Origin of the sequence: Enterobacter cloacae complex sp. SHL020 (genome assembly GCF_049236945.1) — a bacterium.
GTDB classification, from domain to species: Bacteria; Pseudomonadota; Gammaproteobacteria; order Enterobacterales; family Enterobacteriaceae; genus Enterobacter; species Enterobacter dykesii.
In genome coordinates, this window is the sequence record NZ_JBMKJF010000003.1 from 386,405 (window position 1) to 407,603 (window position 21,199).

The following is a 21,199-nucleotide window of genomic DNA, read 5'->3' on the forward strand; positions in this document are numbered from 1 at the left end:
ATTGCCCCATACATCATGCTGTTCGTTCCTCTGTTTTTAACCCGACGCAGGGATACAGAAGAGAATTGAAAGCGTAAAAAAACAACGCCACCTCACGGTGGCGTTGTTTTTTTCAGTACTGGTCTCTGTCTAACCAGTTACCGCTTACAATCCGCGTTAACCCTTCGACCGGACGCTGGTAGACATACATCCACGCGCTTCCGTACGGCGTCTGGATCAACTGGCGTGCGTATTCACCGCCCCTGGTGCGCAAGGCATCAAGTTCGGCAAGCGTCGCGTTATCAATACGATAGACTTCACCCTGTACTGTTCCTTCGCCCGGAACCGCGCCTGGATAGTGGCCCAGGCTGTACAACTGGTAGTTCTCGATATTGTAATTCCCCAGCAGCAGGGCATTGGTCATCCAGTGACTGTTGCCTTGCTTGGTTCGTAAACTGCCGTAGACAAATATTCGCATTGCTAAAACTCAAACTGATAGAGCAGATCAAGTGCCTGGTCTACGCCGGACACTGCTTCCAGATATAGCTTAGGCATCAGGCGATAGCGTAACGTGAGAGTTGCCAGTGAGTCAAAGATCCCCACACCATATTTTACCTGCAGACCCGGCAGTACATACCCGCTGACCACCACCTGCGAGGAGTCACCCACGCCCTGGGTGTCCAGCGCCAGATTGCTTACGCCGAACGTCTCGCCGATTTTACCCACAACCTGCCCACTTTGTGCAACCCCCAGCCCCACTAACATCGAGGTCATCGCCGCACTGTCGCTCTGACCGCTGTCCAGACCTTGTCCACGCAGCAGATAAGAGAGGGCTTCCTGCTGCGGCATCGCCGGGTCAGAGAAGATCTCCGCCTTCGGCTCGTCGGCGGAGCCGGTGACGCGTACGCCAGCAATAACGTTGTTTTCCGTCGCTTCCGGGTTACGAATCGCTTCGATGTTCAGCAGAGGCTGATCCGGTGGACCGGAGAACAGCAGCTCGCCTTTACGGACGATGAGGTCCTGACCATAGGCGTGGAAACGCCCTTCAGGAATATTGATCTGCCCGTTCAGGCCAAGCCCTTGTTTATCCTGCGCCACTTTCAGGTCGCCCGTGAGCCTCGCCTTCAGCCCAAACGCATTCAACCGCACGTTATTCCCCACGTGCACGATGAGGTTACTATTAATCGGTATGCCCGCGCTCTTTTGCTCGACAGGTTTCAGATTTTCATTGAGCATCACTTCATCACTTGAAACGCCGACCGCGCTTTCCGGTACGTCGTGAACCACGATGCGCGCCCACGGCACGTCGACGCGTCCGTCAAGCGTGAAGAGGCTTGGCGTGGCTTCAAAGACCACATCAGGCGAAACGTCCAGGCGCACCATCGGCGGTACGGTGATGCGCACCTTACTGCCCTTCGCGGCGATACGGGCGCGCCAGTTATCGAGCTGGCTCCAGTCCGCGTCGCCGCTGAGGTTGATTTGCCCCTGCTGGGTGAGCACCGAGCCGCTCAACGTCGAGCTCATGCCGTTGAAGTTCATCGCGATCTGGCTGGGCTGCATGTCAAACGGCATGAAGTTGCCGTCGATATCCACGCCGCTGAGCCGCATCTGACCGAACAGCTGCGGGCTTTGCGCGTTGCCGGCCAGGCGCAGGTTAGCGTTGAGCATGCCCTCGGCTTTTTCCCCGCGCGCGAAAATCGGGTTCACCATCGCCAGGTTGAAGTTACGGATGTTGACGTTGCCGCCCAGATTACGCCGTCCCTGCGGATCGGTAATCTGGACCTGCCCGTCCAGCTGGCCGTTGTTGGTGAGGCGGATTGTCCACCCCAGCTGTGCGCGATTGTTATGCAGATCGGCACTCAGGTTTAGGGTGTCGAACGCCACCGGAAGCGGCGCGTTGTTGACCTCCTGCGTCACCTTCACGTTACGCCCGGACAGCGTGACGCTGCCCTGCGGCAGGCCCTCTTTGGTGGTGTCCCAGGCCACATCGGCTTTTCCGCTAAAGACGCCGCTGGCCTGAGTTGTGTCCGGCATAAACGGCTTCAGCATCGCCAGATCGAAGCGGTTGAGGTTGATCTGCGCGCGCCCTTCCGCGCCCGCATCGATGGTCTGCGGCACGCACAGTTCCGCATTCGGATTGGTCCAGCAGTGCGGCCCAATGCTGATCTTCTGCTCGGCGTTGCGGTAGTCGAGGGCAATGGATCGCGACAGCGCCAGCGGCCCAACCGGCGTAGTGAAGCGCGTGTTATCCAGCGTCCCTTTCCAGCGTTCTTCCTTGCGGTCAAAGCTGCCGGTAAGGTGAAGCTGGCCGGAGACCGGCTCGCCCTGCACGCGCAGCTGGAGGTCGTGCTGCTTCTCGTTCCCTTTGGCGTCCAGGGTGACCAGGCTAATGTTCACGTCCGGCTGAGAAATGCGCTCCACGCGCAGGTTCAGGTTACCGCCAATCTGATCGGTGGATTTCACATCCCCTTCCACGCGGACGCGGGCAACGCTCAGCTCCTGCCAGCGCAGGTTATTGGCGGTGATATCCGCTAGCAGCTGCGGCGCATCCACGGTTCCGCGCACTTTCACGAGACCTTTCGCCGTGCCGCCGAGACCCGGCAGGGCGTTGTCCAGATTCGGCGCGTCGATGGTGGCGTCCAGATTGAGATCTTTCACCCCCAGCTCGCCTTTGATATCCGCCGTGTTGCGGCCCAGCGCCACGTGCAGCCCCGGGATAACCCACTGCAGATAGCTGTTGCCTTTCAGCGAACCTTCAACGTTAACCTTGTTCTGCTTCACGTTCCCGGTGAGCTTGATTTCCGGCACGTCCATCTGCCACGTACCGCCGTACAGGCTGCCGCGGGTTTTGATCAGGCCATCCAGTTTCGACGGCCAGTCCGGCACCTCTTTGGCGGTGTTAATGCCCGTCAGCTTCAGCTCGCCGCGCCAGCTGATCGCCTGCTGCCAGTCGAGCAGCGCGGTCAGCTCGGTTTTGCCTTCCAGCGCCGCGACGGTCAGCTTGTCGAAGTTGACCTGCTGTTCGTTGCCCTTCGCATCCAGCGTGATGTTCGCGGGCGGCACGCCCTGTCCCTTCACCGCGGTGCGGAACGAGAGCGCGTAGTCGGTCATCTTGCCGCTCAGCTTCAGCTTCAGGTCATCGGCCTGGAACTGCTTTTCGCCGGTGAACGGCCAGTAAAGCTGCTTGCTGACAATTTCAATATTGAGCGGCAGCCCGGCTTCCGCCAGCTGCGTTTGCGCGCGCAGGACCATGTCCACCGGGCCGGAGAGATTCACCCCGACATCCAGCTTATCGCGCAGCGCCCCGCCCACTTTGATCTTCACCTTTTCGCCTTTCAGCGGATCGATGTTGAGGGCACTGTTAAGCGTGATATCCACCGGCCAGTTATCGCGCAGCAGGGCATTCCCTGACGCATCCACCGAGCCCTGGCTGGTGTCGATATTCAGCGCGTCTAGCTTCATGTTGCCGTCAATGCTGCTGACTTTCAGCAGCATAGTGTAGACCGTCAGATCGGTATCGCCGGTCAGGCGCAGCTGCTCGCCTTTGAACTCCTCGATGTTGAGGTTCAGCGGCAGATGAACGTCGGTCATTTCCGGCAGAACGGGCTTCGAGAAAAGATCTTTTAGCGTTTCGCCCAGCGGCTTCTCTTCCGGCTGCGGGTTCTGAATCTTCGGCTCGACGATCTCTTCCTGCGCCACGTCGGCCACCTTCGGCAGCGCGATCAGCAAGCCCTGCAGGGACGTCGGCGTCAGGGTGAGGTTTTTCTCCTGCCAGCGCAGGCCGGAGGTGAAATCCATCACGGACACGGTGGTGTCGTCGATTTTGATATTAACGTTATCGAGCGCCACCCGATAAAGCGCGATCGGGTACGGCGTGGAGAGATTCAGCGGGCCGCTGTCCTCTTCCTCGACAGGCGCAGACTTCGGCATTTTTTTTGAATCTATCGCTACGTTGACGTCTTTAAGCGACAGATCGTTGACGCAGAGTTTGCTGTCCCGCAGGCAGCCCAGCTTGACCGCCAGGTGGAATTCCCCGGCGTTCACCGCCACGCCCGGCTGCTCATAGCGGATGTTCTTCAGACGCAGGTCGCGCCAGCCGCCCGTTACCTGGCCAATCTCCAGCCCCGGCACCCAGCGGTTCGCAGCGTTAAACAGCAGATGCAGCCCGGTCGTCGTTCCCACCAGAAACGCCACCGTACCGAGCAGCAGCACGATAAAAATCAGCACCCCGAGGCTTATTTTCTTCCATAAACTCATAATTCAGGCCCCAGACCGATGTAAAACTGTAATCCGTGTTCATCTTTGTCGCCGACAGGCACGGCGAAGTCGAGCTTGATGGGTCCGACTGGCGACTGCCAGCGTACGCCCACGCCCGCGCCGGTTTTAAAGTCGCTGCGGCGGATATCGTTCACCGCTTCACCGCCGTCAACAAACATGGCGCCCCACCACTTTCCGCTGACGTTGTACTGATACTCAAGCGATCCGGTCGCCAGTTTTGACGCACCGGTCAGTTGGCCCTTTTCGTTCTCAGGTGAGATCGATTTGTACTTATACCCACGAATGCTGCGGTCGCCACCGGCGAAGAAGCGCAGATCCGGCGGAACGCGCTCGAAGTCTCCCGTTTCAATCCAGCCGAGATTGCCGCGCATCACAAAGCGGTGTTTGTCATACAGCGTGCGGATCCAGACGTTTTGCGCCTGCACGACGGTGAAGTCCACATCAGAACCCCACATGGTGTTGGAGTAATCAATGGAGTAACGCTGGGAATCCCCCCACGTTGGCATCAGACCACCGCGGGAGCGGGTACGGCTGATCATCACGCCCGGATAGAGCAGCATGGTAGTGTTGGTGACGTTAGCCTGGGTAAAGTGGTCGAAGCTCCAGCGCAGGTTAATGGCGCGCTGCCAGCCGCTGGAGAGATCCCAGAAACGCGATACGGCAAGCGTGGTGGAATCGGATTCGGTATCGTTCAGGTCGGTGCGCTTAAAGCCCCCCTGAACCAGGTAGTACTGCTCAAGCGGGTTTTTCAGCAGCGGCATTTTGTAGCTGAAATCCAGCTGCTGTTCCGGAGCTGAGATACTCGCGCTGGTAGTCAGACTGTGGCCGTAGGAGTTCATCCACGGCTTTTTCCAGGTGGCCTTCACGCGCGGGCCGACGTCTGTCGAGTAGCCAACACCGGTCTCAATGGTGTTCTCGGTGCGCGGCGAGACAACGCCATGCAGCGGCAACACCTTCGTTTTGCGAGACTTATCAAATTCCGGTGCGACAACCACGGAGTTAAACCAGCCGGTAGCGGAAAGACGACGGTTCAGTTCCGCCAGGTCCCTGGACTGGTAGTAATCCCCCTTTTTGAACGGCACGAGGTTTTGCAGGTACTCTTCACGGATTTGCGAACCTTCAAACGTCACGTCGCCAAAGCGGTAGCGTTCTCCGCTGTCGTAGTCGATATCCCAGAAGGCCTGATGTCGATCCAGCGCAATGCCCAGCTGGCTTTTGTTGAACTGGCTGTCGAAATAGCCCTTACGCAGGGCAACGCTCGTCAGCTCTTTTTTGAAATGATCGTAGTCACCGTGGTTAAGCACGGTACCGATTTTCGGCCGCGTGCCGAGCAGGTCAAGGTAATCCCGGTCGGTACGCGCCCCGCCGCGCAGAATGACGTTGGTGCCGCCAATCAGTACCGGTTCACCCGGAGAAACGCGGGCAATAAGGACCTGGCGCCCCTTCTCTGGAGGCGGGCGGAGATCGAAATCAATGGTGGGTTCGTAATACCCCAGCGCTTTCAGCCCTTCACGGATGGCGTCATCCACGCGCGCGCGAAAACGCCGGTCCGGCGTCACCTCATCACTCTGGATGGTCGACAACTGCGCACGCACGTTTTTTTGTAGCGCCCCGGATAACCCCTCAACCTGCAAACGGACATTCGCCGCGCTGGCAATCCCGCTTGTCAGCAACACACCGACTAAACATAACTGGCGGATTTTTGTCACGTTTTCTCCTGAATATCCCTGTTTCCACCCTGGAAGCAAATGAAGTGCCGCTCCGCGGCAAAATACGGCCTGTAGCCAAAAACCCGAATCGCGGGTTGAAAATGGGTGTAACACCCAAATATTTCTTATGATTAAATCTAGACTGATTCAGCGCATTTATTGTGTTCAATTAAACGCTTCGTGACAACCTTAACCGAAACATCGCACCCCGGGAGGCCCCATCGTGAGTTTATTCGACAAAAAGCATCTGGTTTCACAAACTGATGCATTACCGGGACGCAACACCCCTATGCCTGTGGCGACCTTACACGCCGTCAATAACCATTCCATGACCAACGTGCCGGAGGGAATGGAAATCGCCCTGTTCGCCATGGGCTGCTTCTGGGGCGTTGAGCGCCTCTTCTGGCAGCTGCCCGGCGTTTACAGCACGGCGGCTGGCTACACGGGCGGTTACACGCCGAATCCTACCTATCGCGAAGTTTGCTCCGGCGAAACCGGGCATGCGGAAGCGGTACGCGTGGTCTACGACCCTGCAGTCATCAGCTACGAGCAGCTCCTGCAGGTCTTCTGGGAGAATCACGACCCGGCGCAAGGCATGCGTCAGGGCAACGACCACGGCACCCAGTACCGCTCGGCTATCTATCCGCTCACGCCCGAGCAGGATGCCGCCGCGCGCGCCAGCCTTGAGCGTTTCCAGCAGGCCATGCGTGAAGCGGGCGATACGCGCGAGGTGACCACGGAAATCGCGACGGCGAAACCGTTCTACTATGCCGAGGACGATCACCAGCAGTATCTGCATAAAAACCCGTACGGCTACTGCGGTATCGGAGGCATCGGCGTCTGCCTGCCGCCGCAGCTGGCGTAATTATTGATCCAGCGCCACGCGTGCCGCGTGGCGCGTGGCGTTACTAACCGAACCGTAATCCATTACTTTGCCCTGCAGCAGCAGGTTAAAGACCGCCGCCTGCGGTCGGTTAAGCCGCGTTTGCAGCAGATGTACGGCCTCAATCCCCAGCTCGCGGCAGGGCACAGTGACGCCCGTAACCGGCTTTTCCAGACGGTGCGCTAAATTCCAGGCAAAATCGGTGGTAATCAGCGAAATGTCTTCCGGAATGCGCAGCCCGTGGCGCGTTAACGCCCTGATCACTCCTTCCGTCATGCTGGTACTGTTCGGGAAAATTACCTCCGGCCACTGGGAGCTGTCATGCGTCATCAGCCACGCATCCAGCGCCCGCTCGGCCTCGTCAGCCGTAAACCATTCCGTCACGAGCAAATCGCGATGAGGATCAAAGGCCACGTGAAAATGGCGATACGCCTCTTTGATGCCGTCCAGACGCGCGTACAGCGTATCCCGCCGCAGGCAGGTGAGCGTGAGCACCCGGCGATGCCCCTGCTCGAAAAGGTACTGCATGGCGGTGAAGCCGATTGCCCGGTGATCGGGTGACAAGGCATCCAGCACCCGATCCCGGTCAACGGAATTAATTAACACGCAGGGCTTATTCAGCGTGCTCGCCAGTTTAAATATGGTGGAATCATCAGTGCCAATAATAATAATCGCGTTGATATTCTTATGACTGGCCTTTTCCATAAAGACCTTTACATCGGCATGCTGTTCTTCTAAACCACAGCACGTGACCCACACATTATGCCGCGAGCAGGCTTCAGCAATCCCTTTCGTTACTTCCAGATAAAATATATCTCCGCGCCCCTGAAAGGTTCTCTCCGGTGCAAAAACAGCGATACCGTTAACTAACAGTCTTCCGCTCGCCATAGACTCCAGCACACCGAGCTCCCGCGCGGTGCGAACGATCGCCTCCCTGGCTTTATCGCTGGTGTAAGACTTGCCGCTTAATACCCGCGAAACCGTGCTGACGGAATAGCCCGTCAGAGCTGCAATTTCCTCCATTTTTAACCTGCCCGGCATAGTGTGACCTCGCTCTCATTCAGTTTTTGCAAATATTTGCAGAAACAGTCCTTTGATTTTAAAACCAAATTTCAAAACGCCTGGAGATTACTTAATCACCTTGCGAGTATTCTCACAAAAACACATTGTCGCTACCGCTCCCCTTTCCTATTTTCCGTTCATCACTCATTTCAACTGAAATTAAGGTGTGACATGGAGAAGGTACGTTTTGGCATTATTGGAATAGGTAATATCGGTACGGTCCACGCGCGTTATTTACTGGCGGGTACGGTCAGCGATGCCTGCCTGGCCGCGGTTTGCGATAATGCGCCGGAAAAGCATCCCGCTATCCGCCAGTTGGTCGGTACCCTCCCATTATTCAGCGACGCGCAGGAGATGCTCCAGAGCGGGCTTATCGACGCGGTGATTGTCGCCACGCCGCACTACGAGCATCCGCGCCTGTCGATGCTGGCGATGCGCAACGGCATCCACACCCTGTGTGAAAAACCGGCGGGCGTGTACACCGCCCAGGTACAGGAGATGAACGCCTGCGCCCGGGAGTGCGATGTGGTGTTCGGCATCATGTACAACCAGCGCCCGAACCCGCTCTACCAGAAGGTGAAAGATCTGATCGACAGCGGCGAGCTGGGCGAGATCCGCCGCTCCAACTGGATCATCACCAACTGGTATCGCTCGCAGAGCTACTACAACTCCGGCGGCTGGCGCGCTACCTGGAAAGGGGAAGGCGGCGGCGTGCTGCTCAACCAGGACCCGCACCAGCTCGATCTCTGGCAATGGCTGGTCGGCATGCCCGTCCGCCTGCGCGCGTTCTGCCAGTTCGGTAAACATCGTGAAATCGAAGTGGAAGACGAGGTCACCGCCTACGCCGAGTATGCCAACGGCGCGACGGGCGTGTTTATCACCACCGTGGCGGAAACGCCGGGAACCAACCGGCTGGAAATCGTCGGCGATCGCGGCAAGGTCGTTGTCGAAGAGGGCAAGCTACGCTACTGGCGGCTGCGTGAATCTGAAACCGCCTTCAACGCCCGCTGGCAAAACGGTTTTGGTGAACCTGAGTGCTGGGAGGTCACGCTTCCCGTCGCTCCGGAATGCAGCGAACACCACGTCATTACCGCCAATTTCTGTGCCGCCATCCTGCGCGGCGAGCCGCTCATTGCGCCGGGTCTGGAAGGGATCCACGGGCTGACGCTCTCCAACGCTATGCACCTCTCCACCTGGACAGACGACTGGGTCGAACTCCCGCTCAACGAGAAACAGTATCTGCGCCTGCTTCAACAGCGCATCAGCACCTCAGTGGCAAAAGAGACAGCCAGCGTCACGCTGGATGCCTCTGGCACCTGGTAACTCCGGAGAAGAATCAATGTTAAATGTCGCCATTGTGGGAACAGGGAATATCTCGCACAACCATATTCAGGGTTATTTGCAGTTTGGCCAGCGCTGCCGGATCGTCGCGCTGGTAGATATCTACCCGGAAAAAGCCCACGAGAAAAAAACGCGCTACGGCCTGGAGGAAGCACGCGTTTATGACAGCCACCAGCAGATGCTGGCCTCAGAGCCGGATATCGACATCGTCGACGTCTGCACGCCGCCCTACGTCCACGCGGAGATCGGCATTGATGCCCTGAACGCGGGGTGCCACGTGCTGTGCGAAAAACCGATGGCCGCCTCGCTGGAGGAGTGCGATGCGATGATCGCCGCACAGCAGGCCAGCGGCAAAACGCTCGCCATCATTGCACAGAACCGCTTTACCGATGCCTTCTGGCGCCTGAAAGCCGCGCTCGATTCCGGCCTCGCAGGAAAAGTCTGTCACGCGCAGGTGGATTCGTTCTGGTGGCGCGGGCACTGCTACTACGACCTGTGGTGGCGCGGAACCTGGGAAAAAGAGGGAGGCGGCTGCACCCTTAACCACGCGGTTCACCACATCGACGCCATTCAGTGGATGCTCGGCTTCCCGTCCGAGGTGGTGGCGATGATGACCAACGTGGCGCACGACAACGCTGAAGTCGAAGACCTCAGCGCCGCAATCTTCAAATACCCCAGCGGCGCGATCGCGCAGCTTACCGCCTCGGTCGTGCACCACGGCGAAGATCAGAAAATTATCATTCAGGGCGATAAGGCGCGTATCTCCGCGCCGTGGCAGGCCTTTGCCAGCGTCAGCGCCGATAACGGCTTCCCGCAGGAAGATCGGGATCTGCAGCGAGAAGCGCAGCTCAACGCCGTTTTTCAGGAGACGCCGAAGCTAGAGTGGACGCTGCATACCGGGCAAATTAACGACCTGCTTTATGCCATTGAGCACGGCACCGCGCCGTTAGTGGATGGCCTGCAGGGCAAACGCTCGCTGGAGCTGATTACCGCGATCTATAAATCCGCCATTACCCGCAGCGTGGTCTCGCTGCCGATTCAGCGCGATGACCCGTTTTACCGCACCGGCGGGACGAACGCCCTCGCACCTCGTTTTTATGAAAAATCCGCAAGCGTCGCCAACTTCAGCGAAGTCGGCGCAATTCCCCTTGGCAAAGATCTGGACTCAGGAGTGACACCATGAACAAGCATGACGGAATGAACTACGCCCCGGTGGGCAAACCGCAGCCCGTTGTCAGGGAAGGAGAGTTTATTTTTGCCGCCGCCGCGCTCGACCACGGCCATATCTACGGGATGAGTAACGGCCTGATAGAAGCCGGGGCCACCCTGAAATGGGTATACGACCCCGATCCGGCCAAAGTGGATAAATTTATCCAGCAGTACCCGCAGGCAAAAGTGGCGGAGTCGCTGGAGGTGATACTCAACGACGACGAGGTGCGTCTGGTTGCGGGTGCTGCCATCCCGTCCGAGCGCTGCGCGCTGGGGCTGAAAGCCATGGCCGCAGGCAAGGACTACTTCACGGATAAAGCGCCGCTCACCACACTTGAACAGCTGGCCGACGCCAAAGCGATGGTCGAGAAAACCGGGCGGAAATACGCCGTGTACTACAGCGAGCGTCTTCACGTCGAGAGCGCGGTGTTTGCCGGACAGCTGGTGCAGCAGGGGGCCATTGGCCGCGTCGTGCAAACATTGGGGACAGGCCCGCACCGGGAAGGAACCGGTCGCCCGGACTGGTTCTACAATCGACGATTTTTCGGCGGCATTCTGTGCGATATCGGCAGCCACCAGATCGAGCAATTTCTCTTCTACACGGGCAACAGTGAGGCATGCGTGGTCGCCAGCCAGGCACGCAATTTCAACCATCCGCAGCATCCGGCATTTGAAGATTTCGGCGACGCAACAATCAGGGGCGAAAACGGCGCCAGCGGTTATTTCCGCTGCGACTGGTTTACGCCGGACGGGCTTTCTACGTGGGGCGACGGCCGCCTGACGCTGCTCGGCACCGAAGGCTATATCGAAATCCGCAAATATGTCGATCTCACCCGCGGCGAGCAGGACGTGGTGTATCTCGTCAATAAAGAGGGGGAATTCCGTTATCCGGTCGCCGGGGAGGTCGGGTTCCCGTTCTTTGGCGAACTGATCCTCGACTGCCTGCATCGAACCGAAAACGCCATGACGCAGGCGCACGCCTTCAAGGCGGCGGAGCTCTGCGTGAAGGCCCAGATGCTGGCCAACGCGACGGAATAACGGGAGGCGACGATGACGATCCTGAACACGGCAGTAATCGGTGCGGGAGCGATTCACGGCTGCCATGTGAACGCGTTGCGCCAGATGCCCAACGTCGCGCTGCGCGCGCTGGTCGATATCGACAGCGTTAAAGGGCTGAAGCTGGCGATGGGCTATCAGTGTCGCTTTTATCAGGATTACCGGGAAATGCTGCTGGATGATGCCATCGACGTGGTCCACATCTGCACGCCGCATTTTGAGCATAAGAGCATGATCCTGGCGGCGCTCGCCGCCGGGAAGCATGTTTTCTGCGAAAAACCGGTGGGCATGAACAGCAGCGAACTTGTGGACATCACCCGCGCTGCCCAACAGGCGCCGGGTCTGCTCGGCGTGTGCTATCAGAACCGGCTCAACCCCACCAGCCTGCGCATTCACCAGGCGCTGGAGGACGGCGAGCTGGGAAAAATGCTCAGCATCAAAGCGGTGCTAACGTGGTCGCGCTCGGGCGCGTACTACACCGAAAGCCCGTGGCGCGGGCGGCTGGCAACGGAAGGCGGCAGCCTGCTGATCAACCAGGCCATCCATACTCTCGACCTGATGCAGTGGTTCGCTGGCGGCGTGACGCGGGTGAAAGGCGTGGTGGACCGCGGTGAGCTGGCGAACGTGACCGAAGGAGAAGACAGCGCGATGGCCACGCTGCATTTTGCCAACGGCGCGCGCGGCCTGTTTTATGCCAGCAACTGCAATACCGCGGACTCCCCCCTCTGGCTTGAAATCCACTGCGAACGGGGCTCGCTGCTGCTCAGCGACAACGTGCTCTGTCGCATCACGCCCGGCGAGCGCCTGAGGCTGGCGAGCGATAACACCCCTGACGGCTTGGTCAAAAGCTACTGGGGGCTGGGGCATGAGCAGGCGATCCGCCGTTTTTATCATGCTATTTCCCATCCCGGAAATGCGAATTACACCGACATCCGCGAAGCCGGAAGATCACTCACCCTTGTGGAGGCTATTTATCGCTCATCTCAGTTAAGACAATGGATAGAACTCAATAAGTAGAACGTAATGTGTCGTCCAGATTTGAAGAAAAAATACGGCCTGAAAAACAGGTTAATTATTACCCTACACTGGATATTATTATGGTCAAACCTACTGAACGTAGAGTGGGTTACGGCGTAGCGCTTGGCTACGGCGTAACCGATCTGTTTGGCGGAGGGGCGTTCGCCGTTATCGGCACCTGGCTGCTCTTTTTTTACACCACCTATTGCGGGCTGTCTGTTATTGAAGCGGGGTCTATCTTCGCTATTGCCCGCGTCATTGATGCGCTATTAAGCCCGATTATGGGCTATATCACCGATAATTTCGGGAATACCTGGCTCGGGCGTAAATTTGGCCGTCGCCGCTTCTTTTTATTGCTCAGTTCGCCGCTCATGTTTTTGTATGCCCTGCTGTGGATGACGGACATGGGCTACTGGTATTACCTGGGGACCTATCTCTCTATTGAACTGCTATCGGCGATGGTGCTGGTGCCCTGGGAGACCCTGGCGGCGGAGATGACAAACCGCTATGAGGAGCGAAGCCGCCTTTCCGGCGTGCGTATGATCTGCTCCCAGCTGGGCGGTTTCCTTGCGGTTTCCGTTCCCGGCGTGATTATGCATTTCACGGGGAAAGATAATCCGTTTACCTATACCCTCACCGGGCTGATATTTTCCTGCGTGTTCTGCATTGCGGTATTTATTACCTGGTACACCACCTGGGAAGCGAAGGATGTGCAGCAGGAAGCCAGTTTTAAAGTGGACAACCAGCGCAGCGGCGGGATACTCAATCACCTTAAATATCTGGTGTTGGATCTCTTTTCCTCCTTCCGTATCCGCGCGTTTCGCCTGCATATCATTATTTACATCTTTTCGTTCACGGCGATGGACGTATTCGGCTCGGTCTTTACCTATTACGTCGTGTATTGCCTGAGCCAGGACGCCTCGGCGGTTTCCGGCTGGCTGAGTATTGCCGCCTTTGCCTCAGTACCGGGTACCTATGGATTTATGCTGCTGTTGAACCGGCTGAACATCACGCCGTCTGCCGCCCTGCGACTCTCCTACGGCTGTATCTTCCTGGTGCTGGCCTTCCTGTTTACGGTCTATCTCACTAAAACGCAGGTACCGACCCTGCTGTTCTCTGCGGTCTTTATTCTGCTCGGTGCCGCCCGCTCTGGCCTCTACTATATTCCGTGGAATATCTACAGCTTCATTCCGGATATTGACGAGATGGTAACGCAGCAGCGCCGTGAAGGCATTTTTGCCGGTGTGATGGTCCTGACCCGTAAGAGCACCGTGGCGATTGCCATCATGATCGTTGGCCTGGTGCTGCAGGAGTCCGGCTTTGTGAAGGGCAACGGCGCACAGCCTGAAAGCGCGCTGGGGGCGATTATCGGCCTGATGATCTTCGCGACGGCAGCCCTGCTGGCGGTTAGCTTCTTTACCACCTACAGGTTCAGGCTCACCCGTGAGACGCACAAGCTGCTCCTGAAAGAGATAGCACGCCGTAAGCTGGGTGGTGATTACCGCGACTGCGACGCCAGAACCCGCGTGGTGATTAAGCAGTTAACGGGATATGAGTATGACCAGGTGTGGGGAGGAAGCGCCTCACGTCGCGCGGAGGGGACCGCCAGTTTGTCCGCCGCGAAATAGCGCCCTGTACCGGACAGCACCACGCTGTCCGGTCTGTTTTATGCCAAAATGTGACCTCTGGCAGATTTACATCTCTTTACGCTATACTACCCGCTGAAATAATCGGCTCAACGCTACGAGCTGATGTTCAATGTGTTTTCACACAAATGGTATCAACTCCCCTTCTGAGGATCTGGCGAGAAGCCGGATAAACTATGTTAAACAGTATTTTAGTAATACTTTGTCTGATTGCCGTCAGCGCATTTTTCTCGATATCTGAGATCTCGCTGGCCGCGTCCCGTAAAATCAAACTGAAGCTGCTTGCCGATGAAGGCAACATCAATGCTACCCGCATCCTGAAAATGCAGGAAAACCCCGGGATGTTCTTCACCGTGGTGCAGATTGGCCTCAACGCGGTCGCCATTCTCGGCGGTATCGTGGGTGATGCGGCGTTTTCCCCGGCGTTTTATAGCCTGTTTGTTAAGTACATGTCCGTTGAACTGGCCGAGCAGCTGAGCTTTATCCTCTCCTTCTCGCTGGTAACCGGCCTGTTCATCCTCTTTGCAGACCTGACCCCGAAACGCATCGGTATGATTGCGCCAGAAGCTGTGGCTTTGCGTATCATCAACCCGATGCGCTTCTGTCTGTACGTGTTTCGTCCGCTGGTGTGGTTCTTCAACGGTCTGGCGAACGTCATTTTCCGCATCTTTAAGCTGCCGATGGTGCGTAAAGACGACATCACCTCTGACGATATTTATGCGGTGGTGGAAGCCGGCGCGCTGGCCGGGGTGCTGCGCAAACAGGAGCACGAGCTGATTGAGAACGTATTCGAACTGGAATCCCGTACCGTGCCGTCTTCAATGACGGGCCGTGAAAGCATTATCTGGTTCGATTTACATGAAGATGAGCAGAGCCTGAAGAACAAAGTGGCTCAGCATCCGCACTCTAAGTTCCTGGTCTGTAATGAAGATATTGACCATATCATCGGTTACGTCGACTCCAAAGACCTGCTGAACCGCGTGCTGGCAAACCAGAGCCTGGCGCTCAACAGCGGCGTGCAGATCCGCAATACCCTGATTGTGCCGGACACTCTGACGCTCTCAGAAGCGCTGGAAAGTTTCAAAACCGCCGGGGAGGACTTCGCGGTTATCATGAACGAATATGCGCTGGTGGTGGGCATTATCACCCTGAACGATGTGATGACCACGCTGATGGGCGACCTGGTTGGCCAGGGGCTGGAAGAGCAGATTGTTCAGCGTGACGATAATTCATGGCTGATTGATGGCGGCACACCGATTGAAGACGTAATGCGCGTGCTAGATATCGACGAGTTCCCGCAGTCCGGCAACTACGAGACCATCGGCGGCTTTATGATGTTTATGCTGCGTAAGATCCCGAAACGTACCGACTCGGTGAAGTTCTCCGGCTACAAGTTTGAAGTGGTGGATATTGATAACTACCGCATCGACCAGCTGCTGGTGACGCGCATCGACAACAAACCGACCGTACTGGTGCCAAAGCTGCCGGACGCGGAAGAGAAGGTGTCGGCGTAAGATTCTGGCCCTACAAACATCAACGGCTCCCATTGGGAGCCGTTTTTTTTTACTACTGCATAGCACGTTGGTTAAGCCATCTCAGTCTGCAGACGCATAACCTGACGGTTGACTTCGGACATCACAGACAGATGCTGTTTGTCCTTCACTTTTGGGACAAGGATCTTGCCCTTATCAAACTCAAAAGCGCCAACATCCTTGATATACAACCGTCCACGGAACAGGATCTTCACGTACTTCGCCACCTGAAGCGGGTTGTAGCGTTGGAAAATTTTCATTCTTGTATCTCCTGCGAATCATACGCTCTTGCGGTGCCACAATCGGCCCGACTGTCCTGAGCGCAAATTTTAATGCCCAATGACTATAGACCAGAACTACGGTGTTACCCAGTGTGCATAAGTTTATTTACCGTTTGATTACAATTATTCAGAATAATCTTTGCAAAGCGTGACCGGGCGCAGTATAAGCCGTCGTTTTTTCATGGATATGTGCGTTCGCCCGCAAACTGGCATCGGGATTGCGGGAAAACCACATTGATCGCACTTATGATTAAAAGCGCAAGACCAAGTGGTCGGATCACCTGCAAACAATAAGGAAACGCCATGACCCTACGTAATATCCTTGCAGCAGCCTGCCTGCTGCTGCCCCTGTGGGCTTGTGCTCACAACATTGAAAAAGGACAACGTGTACCGCCAGTCGGCATTGCTGACCGGGGAGAATTGATTCTCGACAATGATAAGTTTAGCTACAAACCCTGGAATAGCGCGCAGCTCGCGGGCAAAGTGAGAGTTGTACAACATATTGCCGGCCGTACATCCGCAAAAGAGAAAAATGCCAACCTGGTGGAAGCGATCAAGGCCGCAAAATTCCCTCACGACCGCTACCAGACGACTACGATCGTGAATACCGATGACGCCATTCCGGGTTCCGGAATGTTTGTGCGCTCCAGTCTTGAGAGCAATAAAAAGCTCTATCCGTGGTCGCAGTTTATCGTCGACAGCAACGGCGTAACCCGTAAGGCCTGGCAGCTGGAGGAAGAGAGCTCCGCGATTATCGTGCTGGATAAAGAGGGTCGCGTTCAGTGGGCGAAAGACGGCGCGTTAACCCAGGAAGAGGTGCAGCAGGTTGTCGACCTGCTGCATAAGCTGCTGGCTCAGTAAATAGAGACGCGGAAGCCGGGGTTGAGGAAGGATTCGCGCGGGGTATAGTCCAGCGGCTTGCCCTGCCAGTCATGAACATGCGCCCCGGCGGCCGCGGCAACGGCATGACCTGCCGCGGTATCCCAGACGTTGGTTGGCCCAAAGCGAGGGTAGAGCTGCGCATGGCCTTCCGCCACCAGGCAGAATTTCAGCGATGAGCCAATCGAGGTGGTCTGGTGTTCACCCAGCTGCTGCAGGTACTCCTGAAGTTCGCTGTCGCTGTGCGAGCGGCTAATCACCACCAGCGGTGGACGCGCATCGCGCACCTGGATCTGCTTGCGCACGCCGCACTCTTCCTTCCACGCCTTCCCTTCTGCAGCGCTGTACATCACCTTCATTACCGGCGCGTAGACCACGCCCAGCACCGCTTTGCCCTTCTCAATCAGGGCGATATTGACGGTGAATTCACCGTTGCGCTTGATGAATTCTTTTGTCCCGTCCAGCGGATCGACCAGCCAGTAGCGCTGCCAGTGCTGACGCTCGTCCCAGCTTTGCGGCGCTTCTTCTGACAGAACGGGGATATCCGGCGTTAAGGCCTTTAACCCTGTCAGGATCACCTTATGCGCCGCGATATCCGCCGCCGTGACCGGAGAGTCGTCGGCCTTGCTGACCACCTCCATAGGTTTACTGCCGTCATATACCTGCATGATGGCATCTCCCGCATCCCGTGCGAGCTGACAAATTTTATCTAGCATTTTCCACCTCTTTGTTAACGCAGTGAGGTTAACTCTTTGTTTTAGTTATATCGTAATGTGAACAATTCCGCTATCTGTGAAGCAATTCCGGTTTCAGGTGACTTTTTTCTGTCAGGATTCACATTTCTGTAAGCAACAAGCTATAGATACATACTCTTTTGTGCTCTGCATCGAAAAAAGGACTCCTCTGATGATTAAGTTTAGTGCAACGCTTCTGGCGACGCTGATTGCAGCGAGCGTGCAGGCGGCGACGGTAGATCTGCGTATTCTGGAAACGACCGATCTGCACAGCAACATGATGGACTTCGATTACTACAAAGATACCCCGACGGAAAAATTCGGTCTGGTACGCACGGCAAGCCTGATCGATGCGGCGCGTGGCGAAGTGAAAAACAGCGTGCTGGTCGACAATGGCGATCTCATTCAGGGCAGCCCTCTTGGGGACTACATGGCGACCAGGGGGCTGAAAAAAGGCGAGATCCATCCTGTTTATAAAGCGATGAACACCCTGGATTACACCGTCGGCAACCTCGGCAACCACGAATTCAACTACGGTCTGACATACCTGCACGATGCGCTCGCCGGTGCAAAATTCCCGTACGTTAACGCCAATATCATCGACGTTAAGACGCAAAAGCCGCTCTTTACCCCTTACCTGATTAAAGAGACAAACGTTGTCGACCAGGACGGTAAAAAACAGACGCTGAAAATCGGCTATATCGGTTTTGTGCCGCCGCAGATCATGACGTGGGATAAGGCCAACCTCGATGGTAAAGTGACCGTTAACGACATCACCGAAACCGCGCGGAAATACGTGCCGGAAATGCGCGAAAAAGGTGCCGATCTGGTGGTCGTTGTCGCCCACTCGGGCCTCTCCGCCGATCCGTATCAGGCCATGGCAGAAAACTCCGTTTACTATCTGAGTGAAGTTCCGGGCGTCGACGCGATCCTGTTCGGCCACGCCCACGCGGTCTTCCCGGGCAAAGATTTCGCCAGCATAAAAGGCGCGGACATTGAGAAAGGGACGCTCAACGGCGTGCCGTCGGTGATGCCGGGCATGTGGGGCGACCATCTTGGCGTGGTGGATCTGGTGCTGAATAACGACGGCGGCAGCTGGAAGGTGACGCAGTCAAAAGCCGAAGCGCGCCCGATTTACGACGCTGCGGCTAAAAAATCTCTGGCGGCGGAAGATAAAAAACTGGTCGACGTGCTGAAGCACGATCACGACGCCACGCGCGAATTCGTCAGCAAGCCGATCGGCAAATCCGCCGACAACATGTACAGCTTCCTGGCGCTGGTGCAGGATGACCCGACCGTTCAGGTCGTCAACATGGCGCAGAAAGCCTATGCCGAACACTTTGTGCAGGGCGATCCGGATCTGGCAAAACTGCCGGTCCTGTCAGCGGCTGCGCCATTCAAGGTAGGCGGGCGTAAGAATGACCCGGCAAGCTATGTTGAAGTCGAAAAGGGCCAGCTAACCTTCCGTAACGCCGCCGATCTCTACCTCTACCCGAACACGCTGGTGGTGGTAAAAGCGACGGGCCAGGAGGTGAAAGAGTGGCTGGAGTGCTCTGCCGGACAGTTTAACCAGATTGACCCGCACAGCAGTAAGCCGCAGTCGCTGATTAACTGGGACGGCTTCCGTACCTATAACTTCGACGTGATCGACGGCGTGAACTACCAGATTGACGTCACCCAGCCGGCGAAATATGACGGCGAATGTCAGGCGATCAACCCGCAGGCGGAGCGCATCAAAAACCTGACCTTCAACGGCAAGGCGATCGACCCGAATGCCACCTTCCTGGTGGTGACCAATAACTACCGCGCCTACGGCGGTAAGTTTGCCGGTACGGGGGATAGCCACATCGCCTTTGCCTCGCCGGACGAGAACCGTTCGGTGCTGGCGGCGTGGATCAGCGCGGAGTCGAAGAAGGCGGGCAAAATTCATCCGGCGGTGGACAACAACTGGCGTCTCGCGCCGATCCACAGCGATACGAAACTGGATATCCGCATTGAAACGTCGCCGTCCGATAAGGCTGCCGCGTTTATCAAGGATAAAGCCCAGTATCCGATGAAGCAGGTCGCGACGGATGATATCGGATTTGCGATTTATCAGGTGGATTTGAGTAAGTAAAAACAAAACGGCAACATGCGTTGCCGTTTTCCGTGTTTGTTCCCTCTCCCTGTGGGAGAGGGCATCAGGCCGCACATATCCGGCGTTTACGCCGCGCGATCGTCCCGATTCGCCATCACCTTCGGCGTATTCACCTCAATCCAGTCCGCCAGCGCAGCGACTTTCTCGCTGACCTCAATCCCCATCGGCGTCAGGCTATACTCTACGTGCGGCGGCACCACCGGATACGACACGCGATCGACAAACCCGTCCTGCTCCAGCGCCTGGAGCGACTGGGACAGCATCTTTTCGCTCACCCCGCCCATTTTACGGCGCAGATCGCTAAAGCGATGCGTTCCCTGGCGCAGGGCCAGCAGAATCAGGACACCCCAGCGGCTGGTGACGTGTTTGAGCACCTCGCGAGAAGGGCACTGTTCCGCGAAAAGATTGCCATCGCGCATGAGTTCGCTGAGCGTCGGTATCGTTGTTTTCATACTTACCTTTTTGTACGTACTTACTAAAAGTTAGCTATGGTGCTAGTGTGCCACAACACCAGACAAACACGAAGGAGATTCATCATGATCGCGATTACCGGCGCTACCGGCCAGCTTGGCCATCTCGTTATCGAACAATTGCTGAAAACCGTACCGGCCAGCCAGATTGTGGCCATCGTACGTAACCCGGCGAAAGCGCAGGCCTTAAGCCAGCAGGGAATTGTGGTTCGCCAGGCGGACTACACGGATGAAGCCGCATTCACCACCGCGCTGAGCGGCGTGGATAAGCTGCTGCTGATCTCTTCCAGCGAAGTCGGCCAGCGCGCGACCCAGCACCAGAACGTGATTAACGCCGCCAAAACGGCAGGCGTGAAATTTATCGCCTACACCAGCCTGCTGCATGCGGACAACTCCCCGCTGGGTCTGCACGTTGAACACGTTGCCACTGAAAAAGCGCTGGCGGCGTCCGGCATTCCTTATGCCTTGCTGCGCAATGGCTGGTATACCGAAAACTACCTGGCGAGCGCGCCACCTGCGCTGGAACACGGCGTGTTTATTGGTGCGGCAGGCGAAGGCAAAATTGCCTCTGCCACCCGTGCAGACTATGCCGCGGCGGCAGCGAAAGTGATCGCTGAAGAGGGCCACGCGGGCAAAGTCTATGAACTGGCGGGCGACCACGGCTGGACGCTGAGCGAACTGGCGGCTGAACTCAGCAAACAGAGCGGGAAGCCGGTAACCTATCAGAATCTCAGTGAAGCGGATTTTGCCGCCGCGCTGAAAAGCGTCGGCCTGCCTGCCGGGCTGGCAGATATGCTGGCGGACTCCGATGTGGGCGCGTCCAAAGGGGGACTCTTTGACGATAGCCACACGCTGAGCAAACTGATCGGGCGCGCAACGACGCCGCTGGCGCAGAGCATTAAAGCCATTCTGTAACGGCCTGAACGTTTTTTCCTGCGGCCGGGTCATTTCCCTTACCCGGCCCGCACTTATATGGCATTCTGTTC

General features: G+C 56.9%; 17 protein-coding genes. 10 read left to right on the plus strand and 7 right to left on the minus strand.

Annotated features, from left to right (window positions below; genetic code table 11):
* Positions 1 to 112 precede the first annotated feature (112 nt).
* From ACOTZB_RS10685 to tamA, 3 genes are read right to left on the minus strand one after another with little or no spacing between them, the layout of a single operon-like run.
* Positions 113 to 457: a gamma-glutamylcyclotransferase family protein gene (locus ACOTZB_RS10685; RefSeq protein ID WP_014830431.1), complete on the minus strand. Its 345-nt coding sequence runs from the start codon at positions 455 to 457 to the stop codon at positions 113 to 115.
* A gap of 2 nt (positions 458 to 459) precedes the next feature.
* A complete protein-coding gene (gene tamB / locus ACOTZB_RS10690; protein ID WP_421627107.1) occupies positions 460 to 4,236 on the minus strand; it encodes an autotransporter assembly complex protein TamB in 3,777 nt (1,258 codons plus the stop codon).
* Entirely contained in the window at positions 4,233 to 5,966 is a 1,734-nt protein-coding gene (tamA, locus tag ACOTZB_RS10695) for an autotransporter assembly complex protein TamA (protein ID WP_421627108.1), read from the minus strand. Before tamA ends, tamB begins: the two co-directional genes overlap by 4 nt.
* 223 nt (positions 5,967 to 6,189) lie before the next feature.
* On the opposite strand from tamA, the gene msrA reads away from it, so the two are divergent.
* Entirely contained in the window at positions 6,190 to 6,831 is a 642-nt protein-coding gene (msrA, locus tag ACOTZB_RS10700) for a peptide-methionine (S)-S-oxide reductase MsrA (RefSeq protein ID WP_023334288.1), read from the plus strand.
* Here msrA and ACOTZB_RS10705 read toward each other — a convergent pair whose 3' ends face one another.
* The gene (locus tag ACOTZB_RS10705; RefSeq protein ID WP_421627109.1) at positions 6,832 to 7,890 is read right to left on the minus strand and encodes a LacI family DNA-binding transcriptional regulator; all 1,059 of its coding nucleotides are present in this window, start codon (positions 7,888 to 7,890) and stop codon (positions 6,832 to 6,834) included.
* Positions 7,891 to 8,082: 192 nt separating this feature from the next.
* Here ACOTZB_RS10705 and ACOTZB_RS10710 point away from each other — a divergent pair, with 192 nt between their 5' ends.
* The 6 genes from ACOTZB_RS10710 to ACOTZB_RS10735 all read left to right on the plus strand — a co-directional run bounded on the left by ACOTZB_RS10710 (position 8,083) and on the right by ACOTZB_RS10735 (position 15,694).
* Positions 8,083 to 9,234, plus strand: a complete 1,152-nt coding sequence (locus tag ACOTZB_RS10710; protein ID WP_193805168.1) for a Gfo/Idh/MocA family protein — start codon at positions 8,083 to 8,085, stop codon at positions 9,232 to 9,234.
* Between the two features lie 16 nt (positions 9,235 to 9,250).
* Entirely contained in the window at positions 9,251 to 10,435 is a 1,185-nt protein-coding gene (locus tag ACOTZB_RS10715; protein ID WP_421627110.1) for a Gfo/Idh/MocA family protein, read from the plus strand.
* On the plus strand, positions 10,432 to 11,499 hold the full coding sequence (locus tag ACOTZB_RS10720) for a Gfo/Idh/MocA family protein (RefSeq protein ID WP_421627111.1): 1,068 nt from the start codon (positions 10,432 to 10,434) through the stop codon (positions 11,497 to 11,499). The genes ACOTZB_RS10715 and ACOTZB_RS10720 overlap by 4 nt, the downstream gene beginning before the upstream one ends.
* 12 nt (positions 11,500 to 11,511) lie before the next feature.
* Entirely contained in the window at positions 11,512 to 12,534 is a 1,023-nt protein-coding gene (locus ACOTZB_RS10725; protein ID WP_421627112.1) for a Gfo/Idh/MocA family protein, read from the plus strand.
* Positions 12,535 to 12,614: 80 nt separating this feature from the next.
* Positions 12,615 to 14,162 (plus strand): MFS transporter, encoded by a 1,548-nt coding sequence (locus ACOTZB_RS10730; protein ID WP_193805172.1) that lies wholly within the window; start codon positions 12,615 to 12,617, stop codon positions 14,160 to 14,162.
* A 194-nt stretch (positions 14,163 to 14,356) separates the two neighbouring features.
* Complete coding sequence (locus ACOTZB_RS10735; protein WP_023310162.1) at positions 14,357 to 15,694, plus strand: hemolysin family protein; 1,338 nt, start codon at positions 14,357 to 14,359, stop codon at positions 15,692 to 15,694.
* Positions 15,695 to 15,765: 71 nt separating this feature from the next.
* Here the strand turns inward: ACOTZB_RS10735 and ACOTZB_RS10740 are convergent, their stop codons facing one another.
* Positions 15,766 to 15,972 (minus strand): DUF1107 domain-containing protein, encoded by a 207-nt coding sequence (locus tag ACOTZB_RS10740; RefSeq protein ID WP_008501430.1) that lies wholly within the window; start codon positions 15,970 to 15,972, stop codon positions 15,766 to 15,768.
* A gap of 324 nt (positions 15,973 to 16,296) precedes the next feature.
* Here ACOTZB_RS10740 and ACOTZB_RS10745 point away from each other — a divergent pair, with 324 nt between their 5' ends.
* The gene (locus tag ACOTZB_RS10745; RefSeq protein WP_127729375.1) at positions 16,297 to 16,854 is read left to right on the plus strand and encodes a YtfJ family protein; all 558 of its coding nucleotides are present in this window, start codon (positions 16,297 to 16,299) and stop codon (positions 16,852 to 16,854) included.
* Here ACOTZB_RS10745 and cysQ read toward each other — a convergent pair.
* Positions 16,848 to 17,588, minus strand: coding sequence for a 3'(2'),5'-bisphosphate nucleotidase CysQ (gene cysQ / locus ACOTZB_RS10750; RefSeq protein ID WP_421627113.1), 741 nt, complete (start codon positions 17,586 to 17,588; stop codon positions 16,848 to 16,850). The genes ACOTZB_RS10745 and cysQ overlap by 7 nt on opposite strands.
* Before the next feature lie 190 nt (positions 17,589 to 17,778).
* Here cysQ and ACOTZB_RS10755 point away from each other — a divergent pair, with 190 nt between their 5' ends.
* Positions 17,779 to 19,722, plus strand: a complete 1,944-nt coding sequence (locus ACOTZB_RS10755) for a bifunctional 2',3'-cyclic-nucleotide 2'-phosphodiesterase/3'-nucleotidase (RefSeq protein ID WP_421627114.1) — start codon at positions 17,779 to 17,781, stop codon at positions 19,720 to 19,722.
* 86 nt (positions 19,723 to 19,808) lie between these two features.
* On the opposite strand, the gene ACOTZB_RS10760 is transcribed toward ACOTZB_RS10755, so the two are convergent.
* Entirely contained in the window at positions 19,809 to 20,195 is a 387-nt protein-coding gene (locus tag ACOTZB_RS10760) for a winged helix-turn-helix transcriptional regulator (protein WP_193805176.1), read from the minus strand.
* Between the two features lie 84 nt (positions 20,196 to 20,279).
* On the opposite strand from ACOTZB_RS10760, the gene ACOTZB_RS10765 reads away from it, so the two are divergent.
* Positions 20,280 to 21,128 carry an SDR family oxidoreductase gene (locus tag ACOTZB_RS10765; protein ID WP_257831079.1) on the plus strand — a complete coding sequence of 283 codons (849 nt, stop codon included), beginning with the start codon at positions 20,280 to 20,282 and terminating at the stop codon, positions 21,126 to 21,128.
* Positions 21,129 to 21,199 lie beyond the last annotated feature (71 nt).

Excerpts from the sequence above, each read along its gene's own strand:
- ACOTZB_RS10685 (WP_014830431.1), bottom strand. The coding sequence starts at position 457 with ATGCGAATATTTGTCTACGGCAGTTTACGAACCAAGCAAGGCAACAGT.
- tamB (WP_421627107.1), bottom strand. The coding sequence starts at position 4,236 with ATGAGTTTATGGAAGAAAATAAGCCTCGGGGTGCTGATTTTTATCGTG.
- ACOTZB_RS10705 (WP_421627109.1), bottom strand. The coding sequence starts at position 7,890 with ATGCCGGGCAGGTTAAAAATGGAGGAAATTGCAGCTCTGACGGGCTAT.
- ACOTZB_RS10710 (WP_193805168.1), top strand. The coding sequence starts at position 8,083 with ATGGAGAAGGTACGTTTTGGCATTATTGGAATAGGTAATATCGGTACG.
- ACOTZB_RS10715 (WP_421627110.1), top strand. The coding sequence starts at position 9,251 with ATGTTAAATGTCGCCATTGTGGGAACAGGGAATATCTCGCACAACCAT.
- ACOTZB_RS10720 (WP_421627111.1), top strand. The coding sequence starts at position 10,432 with ATGAACAAGCATGACGGAATGAACTACGCCCCGGTGGGCAAACCGCAG.
- ACOTZB_RS10725 (WP_421627112.1), top strand. The coding sequence starts at position 11,512 with ATGACGATCCTGAACACGGCAGTAATCGGTGCGGGAGCGATTCACGGC.
- ACOTZB_RS10730 (WP_193805172.1), top strand. The coding sequence starts at position 12,615 with ATGGTCAAACCTACTGAACGTAGAGTGGGTTACGGCGTAGCGCTTGGC.
- ACOTZB_RS10735 (WP_023310162.1), top strand. The coding sequence starts at position 14,357 with ATGTTAAACAGTATTTTAGTAATACTTTGTCTGATTGCCGTCAGCGCA.
- ACOTZB_RS10740 (WP_008501430.1), bottom strand. The coding sequence starts at position 15,972 with ATGAAAATTTTCCAACGCTACAACCCGCTTCAGGTGGCGAAGTACGTG.
- ACOTZB_RS10745 (WP_127729375.1), top strand. The coding sequence starts at position 16,297 with ATGACCCTACGTAATATCCTTGCAGCAGCCTGCCTGCTGCTGCCCCTG.
- cysQ (WP_421627113.1), bottom strand. The coding sequence starts at position 17,588 with ATGCTAGATAAAATTTGTCAGCTCGCACGGGATGCGGGAGATGCCATC.
- ACOTZB_RS10755 (WP_421627114.1), top strand. The coding sequence starts at position 17,779 with ATGATTAAGTTTAGTGCAACGCTTCTGGCGACGCTGATTGCAGCGAGC.
- ACOTZB_RS10760 (WP_193805176.1), bottom strand. The coding sequence starts at position 20,195 with ATGAAAACAACGATACCGACGCTCAGCGAACTCATGCGCGATGGCAAT.
- ACOTZB_RS10765 (WP_257831079.1), top strand. The coding sequence starts at position 20,280 with ATGATCGCGATTACCGGCGCTACCGGCCAGCTTGGCCATCTCGTTATC.